Below are 23,743 nucleotides of genomic sequence, written 5' to 3'. Positions count from 1 at the left end.
CCATTACGAGCTCGGAAGTTCAACGGCAAAAGGGAATGGCCGCGGAGCGCGGATCTTCATATCCTTCTCCGAGCCACGGGACCGTCCGGCGACGTGCTCGACACACCGTCGTGATCACGGCTCATGATGCGCTTCATCTTTCGCCAGAGAGTCGACCGATGAATGCCGAGCCGATGGGCAAGCTGTTGCCGCTCGAACTTGCCCGAGGCAAGGAACTCCCGAATGACCTCCCCCTCGACTTCCGAAAGGGCTTGCCGAAGGGATGCTACCTCACCCGGGTCACGGGTATCCGCCAAGCCCGCGAGTTCGGGAGCCAGCGCAACGAGCGTCTCGGCAGACACGGCGTCGCCCGAAGCGAGTGACAAGACACGCTCAAGGACGTTCCGAAGCTCACGAACATTGCCTGGCCACGCGTAGAGCTGGAGAATCTGACGAGCCTCGCTAGAAATGGCTACCGCGCCCCCTCGGTCATGGCTCGAATGAAACCGGTCGATTAAGGCATCGAGGTCGCGCGGCCGCACACGCAAGGGCGGCACCGCGATGTGGAACGTGGCGAGCCGGTAGTACAGGTCGTTTCGAAACCGCTTCGTGGCCATTTCGGCCTCGAGCGGGCGGTTCGTCGCGGCGACGACGCGCACGTCGACGCACACATCCCTCGCCGCCCCCACCGCACGGACCTTCCCCTCCTCGAGCGCCCGAAGCAGCTTGCCTTGCACAGAGGCTTCGAGCTCGCCGATCTCGTCGAGAAAAAGCGTACCGCGATCGGCTTCGACGAAAGCTCCCTTTGCGGTCGAAACCGCGCCAGTGAAGGCTCCCCGCACGTGTCCAAACAGGGCCGTATCGGCAAGCATCGCGGGAAGCGCAGCGCAGTTGAGCGCGACCAACGGGCCTTTACGCCTTGAGGCCACGTGAAGGCGTTGGGCGAGGAGCTCTTTGCCAACCCCCGTGGGCCCGGTGATCAAGACGCCGCTTCGCCGCTTTGCGGCCTGCTCGATCACGCGCAGGGCCGTCCGCAGCGGAGGGTCGATGGCTATGAGTTCGTCGTCTCGTTCCCCCCCCCGATTGGCCGCGGCCTCGATGATGGCCTGTACGAACTTCGCGACATCGAATGGCATTTCGATGTCCTCTCCGACCACGAAGAGCGGGGCGTGTTGGGCGCGAACCAGCGCCCACCGCGGGCCTTCACCCACGGTTCGATCGATAATCGTGAGGTCCACCGCGAACCGCCGCGCCTGCGCTTCCTTCAGATTGCAACGGTGAACACGAACGTCGCGTACCTTCGCGTCGAGCGCGTCGACAATCAGACGCCCAAGGTCCCCCTCAATGATCACGAGAACAGAGATCATGGTCGGAGTGCCCGTCGCGCTTCGTCGGGGCTTAATCCGAGCCAACGCCGAAGCGCAATCCGAAAGGGTTCATCCGTCGTGCCAACCAGGCTCGCGATTTCCGCGTTCGTGTACGTTGGCGAATGACGCAACAGCAGCAACGCGCGCTCCCTTCGAACCTCCTCCACGAGTGCCGGATAGCGCACCTCGTTTTCATGGCAGCGCGCCCGCAATTGCGACTCCGACACGCCCATCAAGAGGGCGAGCTCGGAAAACAAGGGTGTAGACTCGAACATGTGGACGCGGAGAGCGGCGCGGACGGCCGTCACGACATCGTCCGGCAGCCTCAGCCCAATCGGATCTTCCGCCGCATGGCGAGCGAAGGTCTCGGCGAGCTCGGGGCTAGCACCAATGACCAGCTTCTCCAGGTCGGTGTTCGCGAAAACCATGACGGTGATCCTTTCGTCAAAAAGGACCGGGTGCCCGAAGGTCGCGCGATACTGGTCACGGTATCGGATTGTATCGGGCGGAGGAAATGCGAAGGCCACCATGGCAGGCGCCACCCGCGAGCCCGTGAGTTGCTGGGCGATGGCCAGCACGGAAGCGGCGATGGCATCGGCCTTCTTTCTCGCAAAGGGCACGTCGCCGCCACTGTGGATCACGAGAGCCGTTTCGCGCTCGTCTCGCAGAATCCGAAGCTCGTCACCGAGCAGCGTGAGCTGCGCAAGTCGGCGCAGCGCGTCCGCCAGATTTTGCGAGAACCGCGCCGCGAGGCCGATTAGGCCCAAGGACTCGGCGCGCACCTGCGCGCCCAGCATCAAACCGAACTCGGAGGGCAACGACGGAGCGATCAGCGCGAGCCATTTCTCGATCTGAACTTCGGTGGCGAGCTCCCGGAATCCCGGCTCGAGGCCAAGGCGCCTAGCAGGCGAGGCGAAGTCAATGCGAGTGTGGCGCAGCGCCGCGACAAGCACCGCCGGAATACGTCGATGGCGGAAGGACATTCGCACGCGCCGCATGCATGCTGGGTTCAGAATAGGCCTGCTCGAGCACCACTCCGCATCGGCCGCGCACGGGAGGAACTCGCCCGTGTGTCCGACGCCCTCGAAGGGGAATGCCGTGATCGGATGGAATTCAGAACTCACGTTCTTCTCCACTGGGAAAGGAACTCGCGGTAGAACTCCGCCGCGAGAGTCCTCAGCCGTTCCGAAACGATGAGTCCAGCAGAGGTCCCAGAGGCATACTCCTCGTACATGGCCCCGCGAAGGTCATCGTGGATGCTCTCACCCAGCCGACTCGCGTCGTCTTCGCCAGACCCCACGGACATCGCAGGCCCAGCGACCGAAGAAGACGGTGGGGCGCCCTCCGCAATCTTGCGCAGTCGACCGGCAATGGTCGTCCGCCCATGGCTTTCCTCAGCGTCTGCCGTGGCGCGGAGCCACTCCATCATAGGGTCCGCAGGATTCTCGCCTTCCTCGGCGCTCCGCGCGTTCTGGGGACCGGTCGGCACCTTTGGGTTGCTGCCCATGCCAGCGCCTGCGCGCTCCATTACTCGTCCACCCCGCGGACGCTGTCTTCGGCGTCCTCTGCGGCCGCACGTATCTCGCGCAAAGCCTGTTCCTGAAGTGCCTCCATCCGCTCCGTCCATTCCTCGGCCGACAACTCCCGATTGCCGACACTCCAGAGTAGACCCACAATGACGCGTTCATGGTCTCTCTCGGTCAGCGCGGGGTCCCAAGCAAACGAGTGCTGCGCCACCTCGTAGGCAAGGTCGACGATCGCTGCATCGCTTCCTGTGTCCACGAGATGTGAGCCCGCCGCCTGGACTGAAGCCGATATATAATTTCGACCTTGGTCTTTCTCCATCATACTTCTCCGAAAAACGTTTACGAATAACGGATTGAGGACGCGGTCCCGCATGGAGCCCCCCAAAATCTCTCTACTCACCTTGCCGAGCGGGGGTTCACGAGAAGCTGAAAGTCCTTGCGCTCACGCAAACTCGCAAACTCTTCGTCTCTCGCGATGTCCTCCGCGTTCTGAGGATTTTGAGCGAGGTATACGCGCAAGTCGCCCATGGCTTGTTCGGGCCTTTCGAGGCGGACGTGCGCGCAGGCCCGCGCGCGGTACAACACCGCCGCATCCTGAATCGCAAACCCGCGAGAACACGCTTCATACGCGGATGCCGCTTGCCCCGCCGAGAGGAGGAATTGTGCGTGATAATATTGCAACTCCACGCTCTGCGCGAAGACGGTCAGGGCACGTTCCGCCTCCACAAGACCCTCGCGGTTCCGCTGCAGCGTCCGCAGTCCCCAGAGGACATTGAGCACCGAAAGCAGATGGTGCGGACGAAGCGCCGCTGCTTTACGAAACTGTTCGAGAGCCTGTTCGACGCGATCTTGCCTTCCCAGCGCGACGCCTAGATGGAAAGCGCGGTGCCCTTCGTCGTGGCTCGCGAGCGAAAGGCCTATCGAACGCCCGAATTCGTCCCGGCGGGACGGCATGCCGCGTTTGGCAACGAGTTCCGTGGCCTGCGGCATTTGCCAAACGGAATCCGCATAGAAGAGCGCAGCTTTGGCCGCACGCGACCGGTAAGCGTTTGTGTCGCTGTCGGTCGATTCGCGAAGACCGATGGCTAAGATACCACGAACAATGCCGAGTAGCGACACACCGTCCGTTTTGAGAGCCCTGAACAGTGGATACAAGGCGCGAAATGTCGAACGCCCCTCGACCCGTGCAAGGATGTGGCCGAGATCCCCCGGGAGCCCGTCGTCTCCAAAAGGGAGCCGCGCATACTCCGCTCGGAGGTCGCCGGGTGCCGGCGGAAAGCCACCTACCTCAGTACCGGCCGCGCCGCTGGCCGCGCAGAGCCCCTCCAGGAGCTCTTGCAGCACTCGGTCCGTGGCGTACTGCCATGTCCAAGCGAAGACCATCGCGGACACCAGGCGAACCAGATGAGAGCGATCCGTTTCGATGACCTTCAGAAGGAACTCCTCCGTCTCGTGATGCATGGGCGCGATCATCCCTATCGCGAACGCCAGAACCGCACGAACGTCGTCCACCCGCTCTCGGGCGAACAGGGCTTGCAGACTGGGCAAGATCCAATGGCGGTCGACGCGGAGCGCCGCGAGGAGGTACGGTGCCGTGCGCCGGACATCGTCGGATCCCGTCTCCGCGGCATGGAGGAGCGACGGCACGTGACGGTCTGCCGAATCGCAGCAGGCTTTCCAGAATTCGTACCTCGCGAACTCTTCCGAGGGCTCGGGCAGCTCGAAGAAGCCAAAGCGCGTCCTCAGTCCGTCCGAAAGCCGGAATCCATCGGCAAAGGCATCAGGCCCATGAACAAGATGAGCAATGATCGTTAGGGCGGTACCCCCATGGATCACGTGGGGGTCCAGCGCGATCCGCACTAAATAAGGGATCTGCACGGCGCCCGCCTCAAAATGCTCAACTTGCTGATGGAGTAAATCATACAGCTTCCGATACGCGGATGCGTGCGCGTCGGCATCATCGCTCATCGCGTCGCGAAACCAATCCGGCATCTCCGCCGGGGGTTCATGAGATGTGGCGTTCGCACGCCCATCGATTGCGCCAACGTCGTGGGGCATAAGCAATCTCCTTTCCGTATCTACTGGCGCCGGTATGCACCCGACGCCCACCAACGCTGCCGTACAATGGATTCGAGCCTTTCTGCCTCCGACGGCGGGCGAAGGCTGATTCGACTCCGAAGGAAATAGACGCCGTCATCGCGCGCCTCGATCCAATCGACGTACTTCAACGCGCCTGCCGCGGGCAGCCTCGGCTGCGTGGCGCTGAGCATCTGCAGTCTGCCAGCGCACGCCAGCGCGCGGACGAGCACCTCCTGAAAGCCGTACATCTCCTCTTGGGTCGCGATGCGGAATCCGCGACAATGCATTTGCATCTCGGAAGCCGTCACAACGATCCTCCACAAAGGCAGGTTCGTGCGCTTGTCGATAGCGGTCGTCGGGTGTCGGTAAAGGCGGGCCGGGATCGAAACAGTGCCATACGCAACCTCAAATCTTTGACTTCGCCAAAATGGCTGCATTTCACCCCGAACGCCGCGCGACCCGAACGTCGCACCACCATGCGCGCGTCGATCGGACGTCCTCCCGCACCGTCGCATCCAGTGGCCCGTTTGGAGTATCTCGTGGGGCTCGCGTAAAGGGTTCGTCACCGTATTCGTTGCCATCGAGCATGCTTTCGCTCTCGCTCAGTTCCAACCCGGGCCGCCTGCGTGCAGCCCAACGCATCCACCATGCCCACCAAGGTACGAAGTGGCACCGGCGGAGAAGCTTTCCGATGGACTCATACTCGTCTGCCAGCCGGTCGTCGCCGCGAATGCGCGCAGCAAGTGCCTCGAGCTGCGCCTCGAGCACGACGACGTGGATCACGTCGACGTAGGCGCCGACGAACGCGCCGCCGCATCGCTTCGCCGGCACCACGTTCACGACGCGGAGCAAACGTGCCGCGAGATAGTGCTCGCCCCTCTCACACAAACGGCGAGCCTTCTCCAGCGTCCACCGCCGAAGCGCGCGGCGCGCGAGCGCGTGACCAGTAGCTGCCGCACGCCACCTCACATTGGCCAGCATCGCTGCCGCCATTGACGTAGCTCGGAGATCGCTTTGAGAAGGTCGCGAGATCGCCCCCATGTGGTCCCCGGCGTGCGCAGAACCAGCGCCCTGCCGACGATCTCAACCTCCAGCGGCGCACCGCCGGCGCGCGCGGTCGCAACCTGCGATTTCGATTCGGTCGCGAAGTCTTTTGCTTCGTCCCATGCGTACAACAAAAGCCACCGGAAACTTTCGAAGTGTTTGGGTGTGGAAAGGGTCAATCCGTAGAGCTCAACGGAGACTCCGTACCCGCTCGCGATGACGAGATGCTCCTCGCCAAGACACACAAAAACGCTCCGCTCCCCTTCGACCCGCCTGCTCCAGGTCTTTGGGAAGGTCGGCGAATTTTCGTCGGAACTCATCGCGTCACGGGTCATGCAATCGGCCCCTTCCCGAAGATGGCCCGTGCGCGCGCGCCGCGGGTCTGCATCGCCTCCACGCCATCGACCGCCTCCAGGTTCGCGATGGGAATGTCCTTCCCACGGAGGAACGGCACCTTGGGTACCAGCCGTTGCCCGCGTCGGAGTGGCCCGCACGCCTCGCGCCACGCTAGCGCAGTCGCAAAACCGGTGGATGCGGGTTCTCGAATGACACGCCGTGCCCACTCCTCCAGCGTCGAAGCGAACAATTCACATTTTCCGGACTCGGCATCAAAGAGAAGAATGGCTCTATCTCCAATCACAAATTGGTTACCAAAAAGATCTTCAGCGAAACACACGCCTTTCGGCACAAATGGACTGTAATGAATTCGCCAGCAATACATGTTGTTCCACTTGTAAATACCCAGCTCGTCTTCCGTGTCCCAATCCGAGAATACGTGCAGCGCGTCTTCAAATGCATACAGACCGTTCATCACGCCCAATATTTGCTCGAGAACTTCTGCGGCGTTCTTGCCAAAGACCTGATGCAACCGCGGGATGTCCGGCTTCACCTCGGCAGTCGCGCCTTTGCTCAACGCACAGAGCTGCGTCAAATATGCCATATTTCCCACCCAACGAATTGTGTTCCTGACCGCGGCCCCCTGCGACGGGTATTTCAAACTTGACCCTGACCTCGCACTGCATCGAGTCGGTGCAGGTTTTTACCCTCATAGATGCTTTTCGAAGTCTTTTCTATAGTCCGATCGGACTATGCCGAGCACTTTCTATTGTTGAGCTATCGTCTACTTCGCAATGAGCCCTTTGCGGATTGCGGCAGCGACGGCGCCTCCGCGGGTTGACACGCCCAACTTCTCGTGGATTTTTCGCAGGAGCGCCTTCACGGTGTAGATGGATATTCCGAGGGCATCTGCAATCTCTTGATTCGTTTGGTCGCGCGCCACATGCTCGAGGACTTCCTTTTCACGCGCAGTGAGCAGGTCGCGAGGCGGATCAACCGGGCTGCGACGTGTCATGCCGCAAGCGACGGTTCGGGTCCGTCACCGTGAACGACCATCGCCGAATGTGATTCGTGGTCCGAGCGACAGCATCTCCGACATACCGAGGGCAAGAGGACGCATTACCTGCATGCCCTCTCCCCAGGAATTGTTTACCCATATTCTCCTCATTCGTTGAAGGAGCGCACGGAAGTAGTGCTCCGATTTCCGGCGCACGAAATGTGCTCCCCTCTTGGTGGTACTTTGCCGCGCGCGGAAGATCCGCGGCGCAGGCTGATGTGTGCAGGCTTCTCTTTTCGGCTGCGTTATCCTGCAGTGATGGATGCTTCTTTCGCCAGCCGTCGTACGTAACGTTCCCACGGAAACTCCCCTCCGGCGACGGCCCGTTTGGCCGCTTCGCGAAGGACGCTAAGGGCCCGCCCGGAGAGTTTCTGTCCGCGGCGGTGAAGGGAAACGGCAGACGCAGCGCGGACGAGGGCGTTCGCACTCAAATCGTCGGCCAACTCAGCAAGAGCCTCGTCCGGCAACGGCGCAAGGACCGAAAGGGCAATAATCACCGCAGCGCGTTCGCGAGGATGCAAGTCGGTCCTGTCCCACCGACGCAAGAGGGCGGCGCTCAAATCGGTCCGATAGTCCACGAAGAACGGGCACACCGTCACGGCGGCCAGACGCAGCTTGCGCGTTCGAGCGGCGACCAGCCGAGCGAGTTGCGGAATCTCCTGCCGCGCCGCTTCGTAGCAAGCACACCAGAGGTTGGCCTGTTCGGCGTCCTCGGGGGCTGACTTCACCAGGGCGTCGCAGCCCTCCCGGATTTGGACCATTGTCCAATCACTTCCAAGATTCTGGTCCGGATCGCCCACCGCAAGGCGAAGCATGAGGAGCAGTGCCTCATGCCGATCCGGAGCGGTACGATCGCAGGCGTGGCCCGCAAGGAATGGGATCACCGCGGGCGACGCCGAGAAGCGTCGTGGGAACGCTTCGCGTCCGTCGGATACGAAGAGCCTCTCGCGAAGCATCGCCCAGGCCGTGCCCCGCGTCTCCTGGGAAGAGGACCGTGTATCCACCAAGAGATCCGGCACGTCCCGCGCGGGGCCAAAGGCGTGCTCGAGTGCGGACCAGCTCGAATAATCATCAACGTCTACAATTCGCTTCATCTTCGTGCTGCAACCTAAATTTGTTGGGATGGTCGATCGAAATAGCCCGCGACCGATCCATGCAGAGGAGACCGCTACGACGGCCAGACCACCGCAGGTTCGCTCGTGAGACCTCTAAGCGGACATCCGCTCAGAGCATTTCTCTTATGCCGTTACGAGCCAAGGCATGGCGCACAAGCGGCGCGCATGCCGTCCGAAGGCGAGGTGCCCATGGCATGCAATGGCTTGACAAGAACCTGGACGGCAGCCGCCGGCTCGCACCAGCGATTAACCTGACCAAAGATTCTGCTTCTCATATCCTCAGCATTTCCGCCTCGTGGCCTTCAAACCGGCGATGAACGAGAGCGCGCGCGTTGACGTTTCGCCTACGCTCCAAACGAGGTTGTGCATACGACACATCTTCGTTCGCACTCGCACGTCGCCTTTGTGCGGCGTGGTGCCGCGCGATAGGCAACCTACGTACCACCGCCGCCACTTCGCGTTTTGTCGGACATTTGGACGGTCGCCTCGTCAGGCGGCGGGCGAAACGAGCAAGGTCTGCTCGCATGGCATGCACGCTGTGTACATCCGCCGCTCTACGGCTGGAACGAGAGGGAGACTCTGGCAGCGATCACTGAGCACAAAATGTCGGCCCGATGTACACGTCATGTACATCGGAACGGCCCCTCGACGCCAGGTACCGGAAAATCATCGAGGAAAGCGAATCGGTATACGACTTGCGTCTCCGCGCATCCTACCGTGGCCCACTTCAATCTTCGTCCAGAAGGTCACTCCAGTCGAATGCACCGAACTCAATAAGCTTCTTCTTCGCCGTCCGCCGATCCACGCCAGCCTGCGCCGCAATATGACTAACCTTGCCATTGTAGTATATCGCCATGCGCCTCCAGTAGTTCTTCTCCACGTCCTTGAGCGGCTCGGGCGGTGGATTGCTCGACGCCATTTTCCCAAGGGGATCGCTCAAACGTTGCTCCAAGGGCAGGGGTCCCCTTGGCCAGAGAACCAGGCCTGTCAGAACGACGGACCTCAGCTCACGGATGTTGCCTTGCCAGTCGTGCCGCATCAACCGGTCCATGCTCTCGGGCGAAATCCGCTTCACGATGTTCTCCGCCACGTCCTCGGCCTCCTTGGTAGGGCCACCGGCGATCCGGGCTTTCTCCTCCTCTGCGAGGCTCGAAAGGAGCAGCGGAAGATCTTCGATACGGTCACGAAGCGAGGGAACGTGCACGGTAAACTCGGCCGTTCGATAATAGAGGTCACTTCGGAACGAGGCTTCGTCGTTGATCTCTCGTATCAAATCGCGGTGGGTAGCTGCCACGATCCGCACATCGATTTTGATGTACTGATTGCTACCGACCCGTTTGATTTCACGAGTCTCGATGGCCCGCAAAAGTTTCGGCTGGAGATCCAGCGGCAGCTCCCCGATCTCGTCCAAAAAGATCGTGCCTCCCTTGGCCAGTTCAAACGGCGACGCCCTGTCCTCAGTGGCGCCCGTAAATCCGCCTCGAACGTGCCCGAACAACTCGGAGTCGGCGAGGGTCGCCGGGAGGGCACCGCAGTCGACGGTAACGAAGGGGCCTCGACGCCTCGCGCTCAGCGCATGAATGGCTCGTGCCACACGCTCTTTCCCTACTCCCGTCGGACCGGTGATCAGGATCGAAAGTTCGGTCGGGGCGAAGCTCCTGAGATTGCGGAAGAGGGCGCGCATGGGCGGCGACTTGCCAGTGAGCAACGGGAAATCTTCTTCACCGGAGGGTTCAGGATCGCTGTCCCGATTCGTGAAGTCGGCCTCGGGGAAAATCTTCAGTTCGCTATTCCCGCAACGGAGCCGAACGGGGTGTTTGACCCAGATTCTTTCTACGCGCTGAGCCTTCGTCCAATCGATACGCTCGCCGAGCATGTCCGTCGTGAGCAGCGTGCCATTCGCCGAATCCATGTCCTCGATTTCGATCCCCAACGCGGTCGCCGTGAGTTGCACATGGCTGGCGCTCGCTTCGGGGTCCTTCAGGACGATGTTGGTCCTCTCGTGGCGTCCAACGACGAGCGGCGTCGTATCAATTGGAAACCGGGTCCCATCCTGGCGCACGGCTACGCCAGGTATGACTTCCTTGCTCTGAGCCTGCTTTCGCGTGGAAGGGATCGCCCGCATGGTCGCAAGGGTAGTCGGTTGCATGCGCCTACGCAACGCTAAGGGGAATTGAGCCACCACAGTGCAGCGTATCTTTCGATGAGCCAACGTGCTCAATTCCGCGTTTCTTCGAGGCATCTACTTAGATTGATTCAATCAATTGAAGGCGGAATGTACGTGTATTGTTATGAACCCCCGAGGTCTGCGACCCAGGCCCTCCAAGGGCCGAGGAGCTGCGGCTCATCCGTGAACCAATCGGGTCATATTTTTTCGGCCCGCGCGCGGTTCCCTCCTCTACCATGACCTCAAGAATCCGACGATGTTTGCACGACACCTGAGAGATCATCACACGAAGCTCTGGGCAGCGCTCGCCGGCCTCGCGCGGCAATCACCACGTTTGAAACCGCTCTATACCCGAGGGGCCGACCCGCGCGTTGCGCGGTTGGTGCAAGCGACCGCGCTCGGTGCGGCGGTGGCATCGGCACGCTTGGACGATGATGGGCAACTGATCGCCCGTCCCTTGGTTGCGGGGGCGATGCCCGAGTGCCTGCGCCCGCGGCCAGCCAGCACGATCGTCCAGTTCGACCCGACCCGTTCGATGCCGCAACAAACCCGGGAATTGGTCATCCCCACGAAGGTGGACGGCATTGATGTCCACTTCGAGGTCCGATGGCCGGTCCACGTTGGACCATACCAGCTGGCGGAAGCTCGCATCGTTCGGGTCGACTCGGAACACCAGGTGCTGCACCTGGCGATCACCTCGATGGTCGGCGCCGATCTCGTTACCCGTCTGCCGGATCGTCTGCGGCTGTTCTTCAACGTGGCACCGGACCTCGCCGTCGACATCCTGCACGCGCTGCGCTCGTCGCGCGAGCCGGTGACAGCGGTAGCCTTCGATGCCGATGGCGAGCTGCTCACCGAGATGGCGCTGCCGCCCACCGTCTTTCAGTGGGTACGCTTGGATACGACGGAGCCTCCCATTGTCGGAGGGCCCCGAGATCGGTTTGAATCGGGCACCTTGCTCCGCGACTACTTTGACGCCGAAGAGACGTTCGCATTCGCGGATTTCAACGTCAGTGCGGTGCGGCCTCGCGCGGCAAGCATGACCCGGCTCGAGCTAACATTCCCGTTGGGGCGGCTCGTCGAAGGAGCATCGCGTGTTGCACGCGACAACGTACTCCTTTTTTGCTCCCCCGCGACGAATCAGTATCGAGCTCGTACGGTGCCGATTCAGGCTGGCCCCCACGACACCGAGTGGGTGCTCTCGGTGGCGCGACGGCCCCACGCGGAGATCCTCCATCTCGAGAGCCTTTACGTCGACCCGTACGATGGTGGGCCACGGCAGCCCCTCATAGCGTGGGAAGCAGCCGACGATGCGGAGGCTGCCGAAACGTTCGGCCCCTACTATTTGCTCGCGCAGTCGAAAGCAGCCAGCGAACCGCGCACGCTGATGCTCGTCACGTTCGCCGATGACAACGGGTTCTTCTGTGCCGCGCCTGCTGGGATCGTGCGCGGTGACGTGCTTGCAAGTGATGGCGCGTTGACCGCGTCGCTGAAGATGGGAGATATCCAAGTACGCGAGTTGGGGATTGCAAATGTCACCCGTGTCACGTCGTCTCGGAGGGCGGTCATTGGCAAGGAGTTATCCACACGCCTCGCAGCGTACGCCCGCCAAGGAGCTCACCAGTTCGCCAATCACGTCGCGCTCGCAGAGTTCCTTTCTCTGCATGACGGATACGCTCTCGCGGACGTTGAGGGTGGGTCGAAGCTCCACGTTCCCGACTTTGTGCGTGTCTCGCATGAGCATGTCCATGAACGAGCCGGAACCACAGCTCGTTTTGGGGATCGATTTCTCGCTACCGTCCGCGCGGGCGCGTGCCGGCCGGGTGAGATCTGGGCCATCGGAGAGTGCATGGCGCGCGCCTTCGCCGAACGGACGGAGAGACTTCGTTTCTCCGAGCTCGTCTTAAGAACCGATTCTGGCGGCAACGTCACGCCCCCTTTCTCGCGGCGGGCGGGCATCTGCCTACCGTTTCCATTTGGGTGAGGTCATGGCCAGAGTCGTCGTCGCATACATGTCCGCAAAGAGCAGTAAGCGCGGTGCGTTCGAAGAAGGATGGTCCCGCAAAGGGTCCAAGGAATGCGTCTGCTACAACGTCGGCTTCGCCGGCCAACTTCCCGGGAGCGATACGGGATACAAAACAACCGAGGGCGTCACAAAGCTCGTCAAGCCCGTCGGGATCATCCATGACAACGATCTCTTCGCCGCCCACCTGATGGACGCCAACTTTCAAAACAAGCGGCTCGACGAAGTTATCCTTCGTATGGTGCGAGGTAACGGCGAGGAGTGGGGCAAACTATCAATGTACGATGTCAAGGTGGTGTTGGCACAGCCCCAATGGGGCAATCTCCAGGACTTCTATGCTGGCGACGATTGGGACTCCCTGATGCGCACGGAGCTCTTGCCGGAACGGTTTGACTACGATTTCGGCTCTGGGCACGAGAAGTTCACGGCGTCGTACGCTGGACATGAATCATGAGTCTCTTCGACGACATTGCGACAGGTGACGAACCGAGCGAGCCGCTTCGAAGGATCCCCTCCGGATCCGAGGGCCTTGGTCCCACGACGGTCCCGTGGAGGGTTCGGCAGTCCGTTACCCAGAATGTGAGCGCCTTCTTCGCGTCTCCCCTCGGAGCGTTCGTGTTAGCCCCTACGTTCGGCGTCGAAGGCCTCGTTGAGATCATGCACTCCTATCCCGACGGTGTAGACGCCTGGTGCGCCCGCCACGCCGAACGGCTTGCATCGTACGAGCCGCGCTTGCGACACGTGGACATCAGCGTCGTTCCGCGCGGACGCCTGCTTTCGATCCGTCTTGAAGCGATGCTCGTCAGCGGAATGCAGTCCGCATCATTTTCCTATGAAACGGACATCGACCCGCACCATCACCGGAGCGGCCGGCCGAAGCGCACTCGCGAATTCCCAACCACGGATTTTCGAAACCTGCTCCTCGCCGCCGAGCATCTTGGCACCACGCTCCCCGATTTCGCGGGAGCCCTCGGTGGCACTGCGCCCGATCCCACCACGGAGCATGTGGCCGATGCCGCGCTGTTTCTCGGAGCGATCACCACGGAACAGATCCGCAATCGCGAACAGACGGATGGGTATCGCGGGCTGGCCGAGTGCGTAGATCGTTCGCTCTTGCGACCGCTGCCCGCTGCGACCATCGTTCAACTCGAGATCGACGAAGGCGCCGAGACGCTGGCGGCGAACTCGGAGGCGGCTGCGACGTCGACCCGATGGCGCCTCGTGGGTGAAACCGACGTCGGAGCCTACCGTTTCGAGCGGGCGTGTATCATCGCGCGAGAGGATCAAGGCAGCGCCCTGCAGTTCTCGCTGCGAGCCACCGGCTCGGCTCCACTGTCGAAGGTCATCGGCGGTCGGCCCGTCCGCGTGTACTTCGATGGGGAAGCGGGGAACGCCCTTTTGTGGTTGTCCTTCGTGCTTGAACACGGGAGGCGTGCATCCTTGGTCCCAGTATCGGCGGGGGGCGATGTCGCCGAGGGCCATCCCCTCGGCTCCATTGCTCAATGGGGGCTCCGGCCGGAGCAACTCCTCGCCGCCGATCCGGATGCGCCAAACGCGGGCATCGACTTGTTGCTCGACTATTTCCGGCTAAAGGAGAAATTCTTCTTCTGCGAGATCGGCTTCGACGCAGATGCGTGGCTTGCCACGCCGGACGCGCGTGAGGCGCGAATCGTCATCGACTTCGACGCCCCAGCACCTCCCGGGCCACCGCCGAAGTTGTCCGCCAACTGCGCGGTCATGGTGAACCTTTTCGACGCCCAGGCCGAACCGGCCATCTTTCCCCCAGCAGCGTCATTCCCGATCCGCGTGGCGGGCGAGGACACGGCCACGGTCTACGAGGTCACCGCGGTAACGGCGACCTTGGTCGAGGAATCACCCACCGGTGCTCCCACGGCGCCGCGCCCCATCGCCGTCCCGCCGATACGACGGTCCCGCGCCACCGCCGTCGACCCAGCTTTCCCGTACGGCTATTCCAGCGTTCCCGGGCCAAACCTCGAAGGCAGCGACCTCGAGGTGTCCGTCGCTCTCGTCGCACCGCGTGGCGACAGCGATCCGCACAAACCAGGGCGCCACGTTATTTCGGTCGACCTGTGGGCTTGCAATGGCGCGACAGCAAGCGCGCTGCAGCCCGGCGAGGCCATGTCACCGAGCGTGGGCATTTCCCCCGGCATCCGAATCCGCAACCTACTTCCCCCGACGCCGTACGTACCCGCGCCGTCGGGGTCCGTGTTCAGGCGGCACGCGCTCGTTGCAAGCCAGCTTCCGACGGGTGACGCCCATGGGACGCTGAAACAGCGGCTCGCGTCCCTCGCGCGACGAAGTAGCTCGGATGGCGCGCGCATTCGCGCAAACTTGGCGCAAGTTCGAGCCATCGAACAGCTCGTCGTCGAGCCAAGCGTCGATACGACCCGCGGCGCACTCGGATACGATGTAGTCATGCGGTTCAACGACGCAGCATTCGCCGGCCTCGAGGAGGTCTGGTTGTTCCTTCGTGCGGTCCATGCAGGACTCGAGCAGCACGCGGGGTTCGGGCGATTCTACCGATGCATCGCCTTGTGCCGATCCGGTGCCCGTCTCACGTGGCCTCCGAAGGTGCCCTAATGACGACGCGCTCGGATGTTCCCGCGCCGCAAGACGTCGAAGCAGGGCTCTACGAGCTGATTCGTTGGCTGGAATCAACGTATGGTCCCGCGGAAGACGGAGAGGACCTTCGGTTCGAGCACGCCAGCTCCTTGTCGTACCCGACGGCCAGCCTGGCGGAAGTCCGAACCGATTCCGGATACGCCCGCGTCGTCGTGACGCTCATCGGCCTGTTGGGTGCGAGCTCCCCGATCTCGCTCGACTGGCTCGAAGGCCTTCTGCATGAGGAGACGCTGCGGGACGACAACCAAACGCCGATCCGCGATTTTTTGGACGTCCTTCTGCACCCCTTTGTGACCCTTCTCTACACGGGCTGGAAGCAATACACCCCCGAAGGCGCCTACGATCCCGCGGGCAACGATCGCTGGAGCCAACGAATGCGCGCCCTTGCCGGCATCGACGCGTGGGCTCCAGCCCATTCGCCTGCCGAAGAAGCGTTGCCGTCGATGGCCGCGCACGGGTTGACCGACCATCTCAATGCGATGCCGCGCTGGATCGACGTCCCGAGCGCGACGGCCATCCTCCGCCGACGGTTTCCCGACTTGCACATCCGCCTTGAGACGGACACGCAGCGACGCGTCATCTTTGGACAATCGGAACGAACCCTTCTTGGTACCCAGCGCTCGACCCTCGGGCGCAATTTTCGCTGCGGCCGCGGTTGTCGTACGACCGAGGGTTTCGTTCGGGTGTGTGCAGGCCCGGTGGAGCAAGAGACCTACGACGCATTGATGCCCGGTGGACCTGTCTATGCTCGCCTGGCCGCCCTGGCGGAGCGCCTTTTGCCCACGGTCGCCCATCGTGAACTCGAGGTCACCACCGCATCCACGAGCGCACCGACTTTCGTTCTTGGCCGCCACGGTAATCGACTCGGGTCTACGGCCCGCATCAGTCGAGCCAAATCCGAACGGATACGCGTACGCGTTCCGCTGGTTGTCGAGCCCACCCCTCGCATACGCCGCACGTTCCTTTCGACCTAATTCGAGTGCTCAAATGAAGAAACTGCATTGGGAAAACAATAAGGATGTGTTCGCCGAACACTTTCGTGCGGCCGACCGAGGCCACGAGGAGAGGTTGGCCTACATGTTCGCCTCCCTCATTGAAGATCCCTGGGGCATCGAGCGCGTCGAATGGGATGAGCGGCAGATCCGCAACAGCATCATCAAGCTGAAATCCCTCAGCGTTATCTTTTCCGACGGCACGGTGGTTGACCTCGACGCCAACGACATTGCCGAAATGGCACCTCGGTACATCGTTCACGATGCCCGTGCTTCCATCGAAATCTTTCTCGCCCTGCCGAGGTGGCGTCCCAACTCCGAGGTATTTGATGGCGAACCGCAGCAAACGGACGCGCGCTACCGCGTCAAACACACCGTCGTCCCCGACTTTTCGACGGGGGAGCCAACCACCTTCGATTGGCTGATCCCGGCACCCCAGATTCTTCTGCAGGGCGAACCCGTGGACGACTTCCTGATCATCCCTGCGGGACGCGTCGTAAGGAATGTATCGAACCGATTTACCTTCGAGCGAGAGTACATCCCCGCCATCCTCACGATGGAGGCATCCCCTCACCTTCAGGAGTTGGTGCGCGAACTCCACGATCGCTTATTCTCCTACCAGACCACTCTTGAGCGACAGAAACTACGAGACGCGGCAGAAGCCGTGCGTCAACGCCTTCTGGACATCGTGACCGAGGCCCTTGTCGATCTGAAAGATTATCTCGAACAACCGCAAACGCGTCCGCGTGAGATTTACCGCACGTTGAACCGCGCCGTCATGCGACTTGCGGTGTTCACCCGCGCGGGCCAGGCGGAGCGTATTGCCTTCAAGTACGACGATCTCGGAGCGGTTTTTGGCCATCTCTCCGACCAATTGACGCTCGTATTGAGCCAATTGGGAGAGAGCCCCTTCCGGCGTTTCACCTTCCAAGACGTTCAACTCGGGATTGGTCGCATTGAAATTCGGGACCCGAGTCTTTTTGGAGATGATCTGTTTCTCGCCGTTGCCGGGGAAGACGAGCTACGCCAGATCGTGCCAAGGTCGGTGCGAATCCTGTCAATGCCTGACTTGCGCGCGAGCGATGGTGCTGCCACCTCCGGAATCCGCATCACGCCGGAACATCGCGCACCTGCCAATCTTCCGAGTGGGTACGTCTATTTCCGGTTGGACAAGAACGACGCCCGCTATCCCGCCCTCTTCAAGACACAAGAGATTGGAATTCACGCTCAGGGCCTTCTTCTGGACAAAATGGCCCTCTATATCACGAAAGCGCCGGGGACCAATGACGCCGAGGCCTGACCAGAGCAGCTCCTTGGCGACGAAACGAAACCCTGCGGTGGACAGGTACATCGAACGCATTCTCGCTCGCGTCGAGCAGCTGGCCTTGCATGACGAAGGCATTCAACGATGGGCCATCGATCAGCTCATCGCCGAGATCGACCGGCACGTGGGCGCGGTGCTTGACAACATCCTCCACCACGAGGACTTTGCGCGCCTCGAAGCTTCATGGCGAGGGCTGGACTATGCCGTGCGCCACATTGACTTTTCGCAGAACATCGAACTTTGCTGGTTAAATTGCTCCAAGGCGGAGCTCTCGAAGGACTTCGCCCAAGTGGAGAACATGGCTTCATCGGGCCTATTTCGAATCATCCACAGCAGCGACTACGGGATGTTCGGGGGGCGGCCGTTCTCAACAGTCTTTCTTCAGTTTCCGTTCGACCACGGCAAGGAGGATGTCGTGTTGTTGCAGCGGGTGGCGGCCGTGGGCGCCGCGGCGCACGTGCATGTCTACGTCGATGCAGCGCCGCGTCTGCTCGGCATCGACACGTTCGCCGCGGTGCCGCACATGACGGCGATCGAGGATGTATTTAACGATGGCGCACACGAGGAGTGGAACCGCTTTCGGGATACGGCCGAAGCGCGTTACCTCGGCGTCCTTCTCCCCCGTGTACAGCTCCGCATCCCCCACCGCCGCGCAGGCAAGCCTGTGCGCATCCTTGCGGTTGACGAGCACGGAGATCTGGTGAGGGACAGCCGAGGGAATCTCCTATGGACCCAAACGAATCCCTTCGTATACCAGGAACGCATTCGCGATCATCGCGACCTCCTGTGGGGTAGCCCGGCTTACCCCCTGGCGGTCCTCTTCGCCACCCACTTTGCGACGTTTCGCACAAGCGACGATCTCTTCGGCACGTTGGACGTTCCACCGCCCGTGACCGACCACTTTCCCGAGCTCGGCCCGAGATTTCCGAAGCCGCCGGTCGATGTCCTCATCTCGCACGAGACGACCGTCACATTGGCGCGCCTGGGCCTGCAAAGCGTGGAATTCGCTCGCTGGAGCAGCGCTTTGCAATTCAACATCGGAGTAAGCCTGCACAAGCCGCCAACGTTCGCTCTACACGAGGGCGGCGAGCTGGCGACATTCGAGGCTTGGCTCGGGAGCATGGTCTCGTACACGCGCATCGCGTCGCGGTACGTTCACTACCTCAAGGTGATGGAGAGAGAACGCATCGGCGCCAACATCGGTCGCCTAGACATCGAGCGCGAGCTCAATGAGTGGATTGCCCAGTACGTCACCAGCAGGTCGCGCATCTCGGCGGTGCAGCGACGGAAGTTTCCGCTCGCATATGCGCGCGTGCAAACGTTCGATACGAATCAGGAGGGCGTGTACCGCATCGAGGTCAAACTCCGGCCACATGCGAGGGTATTTGGTCAGTTGTTTGAGCTGGCTGCTGCATGGCAATCATCGCCCGCACCCGGAAGGAGAGCAGCATGAAGCCGCTGTATCCCGAGGAGTTCGACGTATTGCCCATCCACCTGCAGATGCGCGACGCATATCCGGAGATGCTGCTCGCGCGGCGCCTCGGTGCCGTAGACGCATACGCGTACGGGGTGGTGGAAATGTTCTTTGACACCACGTCCTTGTCCGACGGGCACCTGGCATTCACGAGCCTGCAGGCCATCATGCCAAGCAAGCTGCCCGTTCTGCACGTGGAGCCGCGCCGCGACGTGCTGAAGTCATGGCCGAAAGGAGCGACCTCTTTGGACCTTTTCCTCGCCGTCCGCCCCGTGACGCTGCGCGGCCCGAATGTCCGAACGCTCGACGGGCACGTGTGCGCCGCGCGCTACGAAGAGATCGCGACCGAAGAGGGATCGTACCTGCGTCCGATTGCAGAATTGCTGTTCGAGCATGAGCCCCTCCTCGAGCAGATGGAGAGCATCTTGCTCGGACGTATCCGACGAGAAGGGACGGCCCTCGTCGTGGACCCGGACGTCCTACCCACGCTCGCGGGGTTTCACGCCGCGGAGGCATGGCGTCCGCGGCTTGGAAGGTTCCTCGGATTCTTGGAGCAGCGGGAGCGGGAGCTCCTGGCTGACCGCGAAGATCACCCTCTGCAACTCGAATCGGTCACATGGGAGCAACTTCCGCCACTGCGCCTCCTCGTCGCACTTCGTGGGTACCTTTCCACGCTGACGGATTTCTATCTTCACGCCTCGGCGCGCCCGCGGGAGCTCCATCGAGAGCTCCATCGCTTTTACGCCGAGCTCCGGTCGTTCGGGGCGACGGAAACGATTCCTCCGTATTCACACGAACGTCCGACCGACGCGCTCTCCGCCCTTTTTGAGCATATCCGCACAACCGTTGACAAGGCCGCCCGCGATACCGCGATTCGGATTCCTTTTACGGCCGAGAATGTAGCTAACGTCGGACGTGTCTATCGAGCGACCTTCTCTTCGGCCGACGTTCACGGGAAGCGCCCGTACCTGGTCGCGGAATGTAGCGTCGAGGAGCTTCTGCAGAACGATGTGCCGTTGGAGCTGCGCATCGGCAGCCCCTCGAAGATGCGTGATATGCAAATTGCCCGCGATCGTGGCGTGGGTCGGGCCATCGTCTTTTCCGTCCCCCCTGAGATCCCAAACCGCACCGGGGTCGTGGCATACAGCTTCGACGAGGGCAGTAGCTACTGGTCGGACATCCTTAATGAGCAGGAGATTCTGATGGAGTGGGCACCGCAAACGACACGCTATTGGCAGCGCGTCGCCCGCCATCACCCGCCCGATGCATCCCCGCCGGACGTCAGTTTTGTCCTCTATTGGGTGGATAGCGCGCGATGAACGGATTCCCTGGTCTCGACAAAGTCGGCGCGGTCCTCAAGACCCTCACCGACCTTGGCGCGAAGCCGAAACTTCGCGATCCCTTCGAGCTGGTCGCGGCCGGGTTAGCCGAACGCAAGGTCGAAGTCCTCGCCATTCACGGCGTCGAACAGATCAACGACATCCCTCGGTACGATATCGTATTCGCGGCCGACGGAGATGCAACGGTCCTCGACGCCACCTTGCGGGGTAACCATGGCTCGCTTCGTATCCGCACGTCGGGTGAAATACAAGTCATCCAAGGTCTTGTCCTAGAGTATTCGACACTTGGGCCACTGGGAGGACGACCGGACATGCTTCGGCATCAGGTCCGCATCGAGCACAAGCTCGCGCTCCTAAGGACTTCGAAGAAGAATCGCTTCTTTCCGGACCTGACGGCTCCGGAAGTGCTCAAGGAGGTCCTGGCGCTCCACGGCATCGATCCCGAGGCGGAATGCGAATTCCATATCAAACGCGATTATCCTTCCCTTTCCTTCACGTGCCAAACCGATGAGACGGATTGGGAGTTCTTCTGCCGCGTAGCATCCAACGCTGGTATTCACTTCTGGATCGAGCACGCGAAAGCCCAGAACGACCGCCTCGCCGACGTTGGCTCGGCCATCGACACGCTCGGTGCGGCCGCGACAAAGTTAAGCGGTGCGCTCGGCAAAGCTGCTGGAAAGGTAACCTCGGCACTAAAAGTCCACCCCGTCATCCACTTCGGAGACGATGCCACGCACAATACCGCCTTGCAGGAGCTATCGGCCCTCAGTCAGGCGGCGGGTGCTCTCATTCAGAAGGGGGCGGAGTTCTTGGGGGTGGACAACATCGTCGAAGCCAACGTCGCCGAAACATTGCATTACGACGACGGGCGGCGAGCAAACACGGACGAAGAGCTGATTTTCGAGTTCAAGCATCGAAAGCGGGTGAGGGTAAAATCGGTCCGCTTGATGCAGTTCAACGTCCAGGCGGCAAGCCTCTGGCAGGCCGAGGCTACCTCCGCCGACGCGACCGTGTCCGTGAAGCCGAAGGTGGGGCTCGCGCTGACCTCCAAGGGCATCTCGGCGAAGGCGCGCGTGGACGTCGATGCTGACATCGATTCCCCTGCCATACGTCCTGCTCAGGCCCACCGAGACGAGGAACACGTCGACCCAACGCAGCGCCTCTATGGAGATTCGCAAGAGCGTGCTGAACGCGCCCTCGAGAGACAGCGCGTGAACTACGCGACCGCACGGGGCACCAGCAACTGCCGCCGTCTCTTTCCCGGGGCGCGATTCCGATTGGGCAGCTACCCCGTCGCTGCCCGAAATCGCGACTACACGGTGACCAAGATCGTCTGCGATGGCGTTCACCCCGAGTACGCGACGTCGCCAAGCGACCTCTACTCGGTCTCTTTTCAATGTATTCCTTCCGACGTCGCACCCATTCCGCGCGAGCGCAAAAGGCCAACACGCCTTGGGCTGGAGATCGCAGAAGTCCTCGACTTCACCGAGGCCGGCGAAGAGCGCCTGACGACCAACGCGCGCGGCTACATCCTCGTGCGACCGACCTGGGCGATCGATCCGGAGCCGACCACGGTCCAAGGTATCGTGGGCGCGCGAATCGCCGGCGCACAGGACCGCACCATGGGTTGGGTACCCGTCCTGCAGCGAATCGCGGGCCCTGGATGGGGAGAACAATCGCTCCCCGAAGCGGGGATGCACGCCGTTATCGGTTTTCTGCACGGCGACGCTGAACAACCCGTGGCACTAGGTTGCTACTACTCCGATGTCAACCCGATGCCGTGGCCGGACGAGAATCAAAAGTGGGGCCACGTCATACGATCACGGCACGGCGGGCCAGACCAATATTGTGAGATCTCCATCGACCGACGACTCGGAAAAGAACTCATCACGATTCGTTCGCAGCGGAACCTCGAGGAGCACGTCCTCGCGGACCGTCTTGCGAGCATTGGGAACGATTCCTTCACGTTTGTTGGGAACGATAGTTCCACATCGATCGAAGGAAACGCCGGCCTGGGTATCCGACGTGACTACACCCTGAGCGTCGGGGGAAATGTCACGACGACCATCGAGGAGAGCTCGAACACCACGATTCTAAAAGACCTGACGGAGCTCGTTCAGGGGTCGGTGGAAAGGACCGTTCGCGGCAGCCAGAAGCAGGAGACCGTTGGCGACGTTCACGCGAAGGTGCGCGGCGAGCTCGTCACTTCGGTGGACGACTCGCTCACGGCCAACGTCGGCAAGCAAGTGGGCCTGACCGTGGGGACCCACGGCACGGCGGCGATCATCAACGCCCACGTTCATGGAGATGCCCAACTCGTCGCCGGCCGGCACATCAAACTCTTTGCCGAGGAGTCCCTCACTATAGGTGTCGGCTCGAGCATGGTCGAGGTCCACAAGAACCGCGTACGCATCTCCGCCAGCGCCGTCGAAATCGTGGCGCACGACGGAGCTTCGCTCGCGGCAAAGCATGTATCCATCGCCGGGTCAGAAAAGGTCGACCAGCGCTCGCCGAAGATCCATTTGACCAGCGAGGGCGCCGATTTGACAATGGACACAAACGCTGCCCTCTCGGGCGCGGAGGTGCAGCTCAATCCCCCCACCAACCCGAGTCCCGAGAAGCTACAGCAGCTCACGTCGGCGCCTCTCGCGATGTTCCACGTCGAGTTGAACGATCCCCATCTGGAACCCTATGCCAACAAGCGATACGTGCTGGAGCTTGGGCCTTATCGATTCGAGGGCGCAACGGACGCCAACGGTGCCGTCACTCAACAAGTGCCACGGGACGCGCCCGACGGCTTTCTCACGATTTGGTATGTGACGCACCCCGTCGGCCCGACGCGAAAGTATCGCGTATCTATCCGTCCAATGCCTCCAATCACCACGCTCGAGGGGGTCGTGCGGCGTTTGAGCCATCTCGGATACTTCGAGGGGTCAGTGCCGAAGACAAAGTCCGCCGCCCTCACCGCGGCAATCGCACAATTTCAATCTGACCATCTACGCGACGGACTTACGATCACGGGCGAACTCGACCCCAACACTCTCAGCGTCGTTCAACGCTACCACGGCTACTGACACCGACACCATCGAGCAAGCGCATGTCTGACCCGCAACTCCCGCAGATTCAATCGCCTTTGGACACGAAGACCCGTGTTGCGGATGGCCCCTCACAGTCCGCCCCCTACGGCGGATTCCTACTCCAATACGGCGATACGGATATCGGACCTCGTTGGGGCGGTCTTATGAAAACAAGCCCGCTTCCAAACGACCCTATGTTG

The 23,743-nt window shown here is 61.6% G+C and carries 19 protein-coding genes; 8 read left to right on the top strand and 11 right to left on the bottom strand.

Going from position 1 to position 23,743, the window contains the following annotated elements:
- Positions 1–56: 56 nt before the first annotated feature.
- From LVJ94_35180 to LVJ94_35130, 11 genes are all read right to left on the bottom strand, one after another.
- A complete protein-coding gene (locus LVJ94_35180) occupies positions 57–1,346 on the bottom strand; it encodes a sigma 54-interacting transcriptional regulator (protein ID WXB02146.1) in 1,290 nt (429 codons plus the stop codon).
- Positions 1,343–2,470, bottom strand: coding sequence for an AraC family transcriptional regulator (locus LVJ94_35175; protein ID WXB02145.1), 1,128 nt, complete (start codon positions 2,468–2,470; stop codon positions 1,343–1,345). The genes LVJ94_35180 and LVJ94_35175 overlap by 4 nt, the downstream gene beginning before the upstream one ends.
- Positions 2,471–2,873: 403 nt before the next feature.
- The gene (locus LVJ94_35170; GenBank protein WXB02144.1) at positions 2,874–3,128 is read right to left on the bottom strand and encodes a hypothetical protein; all 255 of its coding nucleotides are present in this window, start codon (positions 3,126–3,128) and stop codon (positions 2,874–2,876) included.
- A 140-nt stretch (positions 3,129–3,268) separates the two neighbouring features.
- Positions 3,269–4,840, bottom strand: coding sequence for a hypothetical protein (locus LVJ94_35165; GenBank protein ID WXB02143.1), 1,572 nt, complete (start codon positions 4,838–4,840; stop codon positions 3,269–3,271).
- A gap of 110 nt (positions 4,841–4,950) precedes the next feature.
- Positions 4,951–5,259, bottom strand: a complete 309-nt coding sequence (locus LVJ94_35160; GenBank protein WXB02142.1) for a hypothetical protein — start codon at positions 5,257–5,259, stop codon at positions 4,951–4,953.
- Between the two features lie 130 nt (positions 5,260–5,389).
- Positions 5,390–5,944 carry a hypothetical protein gene (locus LVJ94_35155; protein ID WXB02141.1) on the bottom strand — a complete coding sequence of 185 codons (555 nt, stop codon included), beginning with the start codon at positions 5,942–5,944 and terminating at the stop codon, positions 5,390–5,392.
- Positions 5,917–6,330, bottom strand: a complete 414-nt coding sequence (locus LVJ94_35150) for a hypothetical protein (GenBank protein WXB02140.1) — start codon at positions 6,328–6,330, stop codon at positions 5,917–5,919. The genes LVJ94_35155 and LVJ94_35150 overlap by 28 nt, the downstream gene beginning before the upstream one ends.
- Positions 6,327–6,935 carry a hypothetical protein gene (locus LVJ94_35145; protein WXB02139.1) on the bottom strand — a complete coding sequence of 203 codons (609 nt, stop codon included), beginning with the start codon at positions 6,933–6,935 and terminating at the stop codon, positions 6,327–6,329. Before LVJ94_35145 ends, LVJ94_35150 begins: the two co-directional genes overlap by 4 nt.
- A gap of 180 nt (positions 6,936–7,115) precedes the next feature.
- Entirely contained in the window at positions 7,116–7,346 is a 231-nt protein-coding gene (locus tag LVJ94_35140; GenBank protein ID WXB02138.1) for a LuxR C-terminal-related transcriptional regulator, read from the bottom strand.
- Positions 7,347–7,633: 287 nt separating this feature from the next.
- Complete coding sequence (locus tag LVJ94_35135; protein ID WXB02137.1) at positions 7,634–8,482, bottom strand: hypothetical protein; 849 nt, start codon at positions 8,480–8,482, stop codon at positions 7,634–7,636.
- Positions 8,483–9,230: 748 nt separating this feature from the next.
- Positions 9,231–10,724 (bottom strand): sigma 54-interacting transcriptional regulator, encoded by a 1,494-nt coding sequence (locus LVJ94_35130; GenBank protein ID WXB02136.1) that lies wholly within the window; start codon positions 10,722–10,724, stop codon positions 9,231–9,233.
- Positions 10,725–10,926: 202 nt separating this feature from the next.
- Between LVJ94_35130 and LVJ94_35125 the strand changes: the two genes are divergently transcribed.
- The 8 genes from LVJ94_35125 to LVJ94_35090 all read left to right on the top strand — a co-directional run bounded on the left by LVJ94_35125 (position 10,927) and on the right by LVJ94_35090 (position 23,540).
- Positions 10,927–12,654: a type VI secretion system baseplate subunit TssF gene (locus LVJ94_35125; GenBank protein WXB02135.1), complete on the top strand. Its 1,728-nt coding sequence runs from the start codon at positions 10,927–10,929 to the stop codon at positions 12,652–12,654.
- A 4-nt stretch (positions 12,655–12,658) separates the two neighbouring features.
- Entirely contained in the window at positions 12,659–13,147 is a 489-nt protein-coding gene (locus LVJ94_35120) for a hypothetical protein (protein ID WXB02134.1), read from the top strand.
- A gap of 203 nt (positions 13,148–13,350) precedes the next feature.
- The gene (locus tag LVJ94_35115; protein WXB02133.1) at positions 13,351–15,294 is read left to right on the top strand and encodes a type VI secretion system baseplate subunit TssF; all 1,944 of its coding nucleotides are present in this window, start codon (positions 13,351–13,353) and stop codon (positions 15,292–15,294) included.
- On the top strand, positions 15,294–16,310 hold the full coding sequence (gene tssG / locus LVJ94_35110) for a type VI secretion system baseplate subunit TssG (protein ID WXB02132.1): 1,017 nt from the start codon (positions 15,294–15,296) through the stop codon (positions 16,308–16,310). The genes LVJ94_35115 and tssG overlap by 1 nt, the downstream gene beginning before the upstream one ends.
- A gap of 13 nt (positions 16,311–16,323) precedes the next feature.
- Positions 16,324–17,628, top strand: a complete 1,305-nt coding sequence (tssK, locus tag LVJ94_35105) for a type VI secretion system baseplate subunit TssK (GenBank protein ID WXB02131.1) — start codon at positions 16,324–16,326, stop codon at positions 17,626–17,628.
- Positions 17,543–19,105 carry a type VI secretion system contractile sheath large subunit gene (gene tssC, locus LVJ94_35100; protein WXB02130.1) on the top strand — a complete coding sequence of 521 codons (1,563 nt, stop codon included), beginning with the start codon at positions 17,543–17,545 and terminating at the stop codon, positions 19,103–19,105. The genes tssK and tssC overlap by 86 nt, the downstream gene beginning before the upstream one ends.
- Positions 19,102–20,445: a type VI secretion system baseplate subunit TssK gene (locus LVJ94_35095; protein ID WXB02129.1), complete on the top strand. Its 1,344-nt coding sequence runs from the start codon at positions 19,102–19,104 to the stop codon at positions 20,443–20,445. Before tssC ends, LVJ94_35095 begins: the two co-directional genes overlap by 4 nt.
- Positions 20,442–23,540: a phage baseplate assembly protein V gene (locus tag LVJ94_35090; GenBank protein ID WXB02128.1), complete on the top strand. Its 3,099-nt coding sequence runs from the start codon at positions 20,442–20,444 to the stop codon at positions 23,538–23,540. Before LVJ94_35095 ends, LVJ94_35090 begins: the two co-directional genes overlap by 4 nt.
- The last annotated feature ends 203 nt before the right edge of the window (positions 23,541–23,743 follow it).

Source organism: Sorangiineae bacterium MSr11367 (assembly GCA_037157805.1).
In the GTDB taxonomy this organism is placed as follows: Bacteria; Myxococcota_A; Polyangia; order Polyangiales; family Polyangiaceae; genus Pendulispora; species Pendulispora rubella.
The sequence above is the reverse complement of the archived record's forward strand: the minus strand, read 5'-3'. Positions and strand labels throughout refer to the sequence as shown.

Bases quoted from the DNA above. Each gene is read 5' to 3' on its own strand.
- LVJ94_35150 (WXB02140.1), bottom strand. From the start codon at position 6,330: ATGACCCGTGACGCGATGAGTTCCGACGAAAATTCGCCGACCTTCCCA.
- LVJ94_35135 (WXB02137.1), bottom strand. From the start codon at position 8,482: ATGAAGCGAATTGTAGACGTTGATGATTATTCGAGCTGGTCCGCACTC.
- tssG (WXB02132.1), top strand. From the start codon at position 15,294: ATGACGACGCGCTCGGATGTTCCCGCGCCGCAAGACGTCGAAGCAGGG.
- LVJ94_35090 (WXB02128.1), top strand. From the start codon at position 20,442: ATGAACGGATTCCCTGGTCTCGACAAAGTCGGCGCGGTCCTCAAGACC.
- LVJ94_35165 (WXB02143.1), bottom strand. From the start codon at position 4,840: ATGAGCGATGATGCCGACGCGCACGCATCCGCGTATCGGAAGCTGTAT.
- LVJ94_35115 (WXB02133.1), top strand. From the start codon at position 13,351: ATGCACTCCTATCCCGACGGTGTAGACGCCTGGTGCGCCCGCCACGCC.
- LVJ94_35120 (WXB02134.1), top strand. From the start codon at position 12,659: ATGGCCAGAGTCGTCGTCGCATACATGTCCGCAAAGAGCAGTAAGCGC.
- LVJ94_35155 (WXB02141.1), bottom strand. From the start codon at position 5,944: ATGGCGGCAGCGATGCTGGCCAATGTGAGGTGGCGTGCGGCAGCTACT.
- LVJ94_35095 (WXB02129.1), top strand. From the start codon at position 19,102: ATGAAGCCGCTGTATCCCGAGGAGTTCGACGTATTGCCCATCCACCTG.
- LVJ94_35125 (WXB02135.1), top strand. From the start codon at position 10,927: ATGTTTGCACGACACCTGAGAGATCATCACACGAAGCTCTGGGCAGCG.
- LVJ94_35180 (WXB02146.1), bottom strand. From the start codon at position 1,346: ATGATCTCTGTTCTCGTGATCATTGAGGGGGACCTTGGGCGTCTGATT.
- LVJ94_35145 (WXB02139.1), bottom strand. From the start codon at position 6,935: ATGGCATATTTGACGCAGCTCTGTGCGTTGAGCAAAGGCGCGACTGCC.
- LVJ94_35140 (WXB02138.1), bottom strand. From the start codon at position 7,346: ATGACACGTCGCAGCCCGGTTGATCCGCCTCGCGACCTGCTCACTGCG.
- tssK (WXB02131.1), top strand. From the start codon at position 16,324: ATGAAGAAACTGCATTGGGAAAACAATAAGGATGTGTTCGCCGAACAC.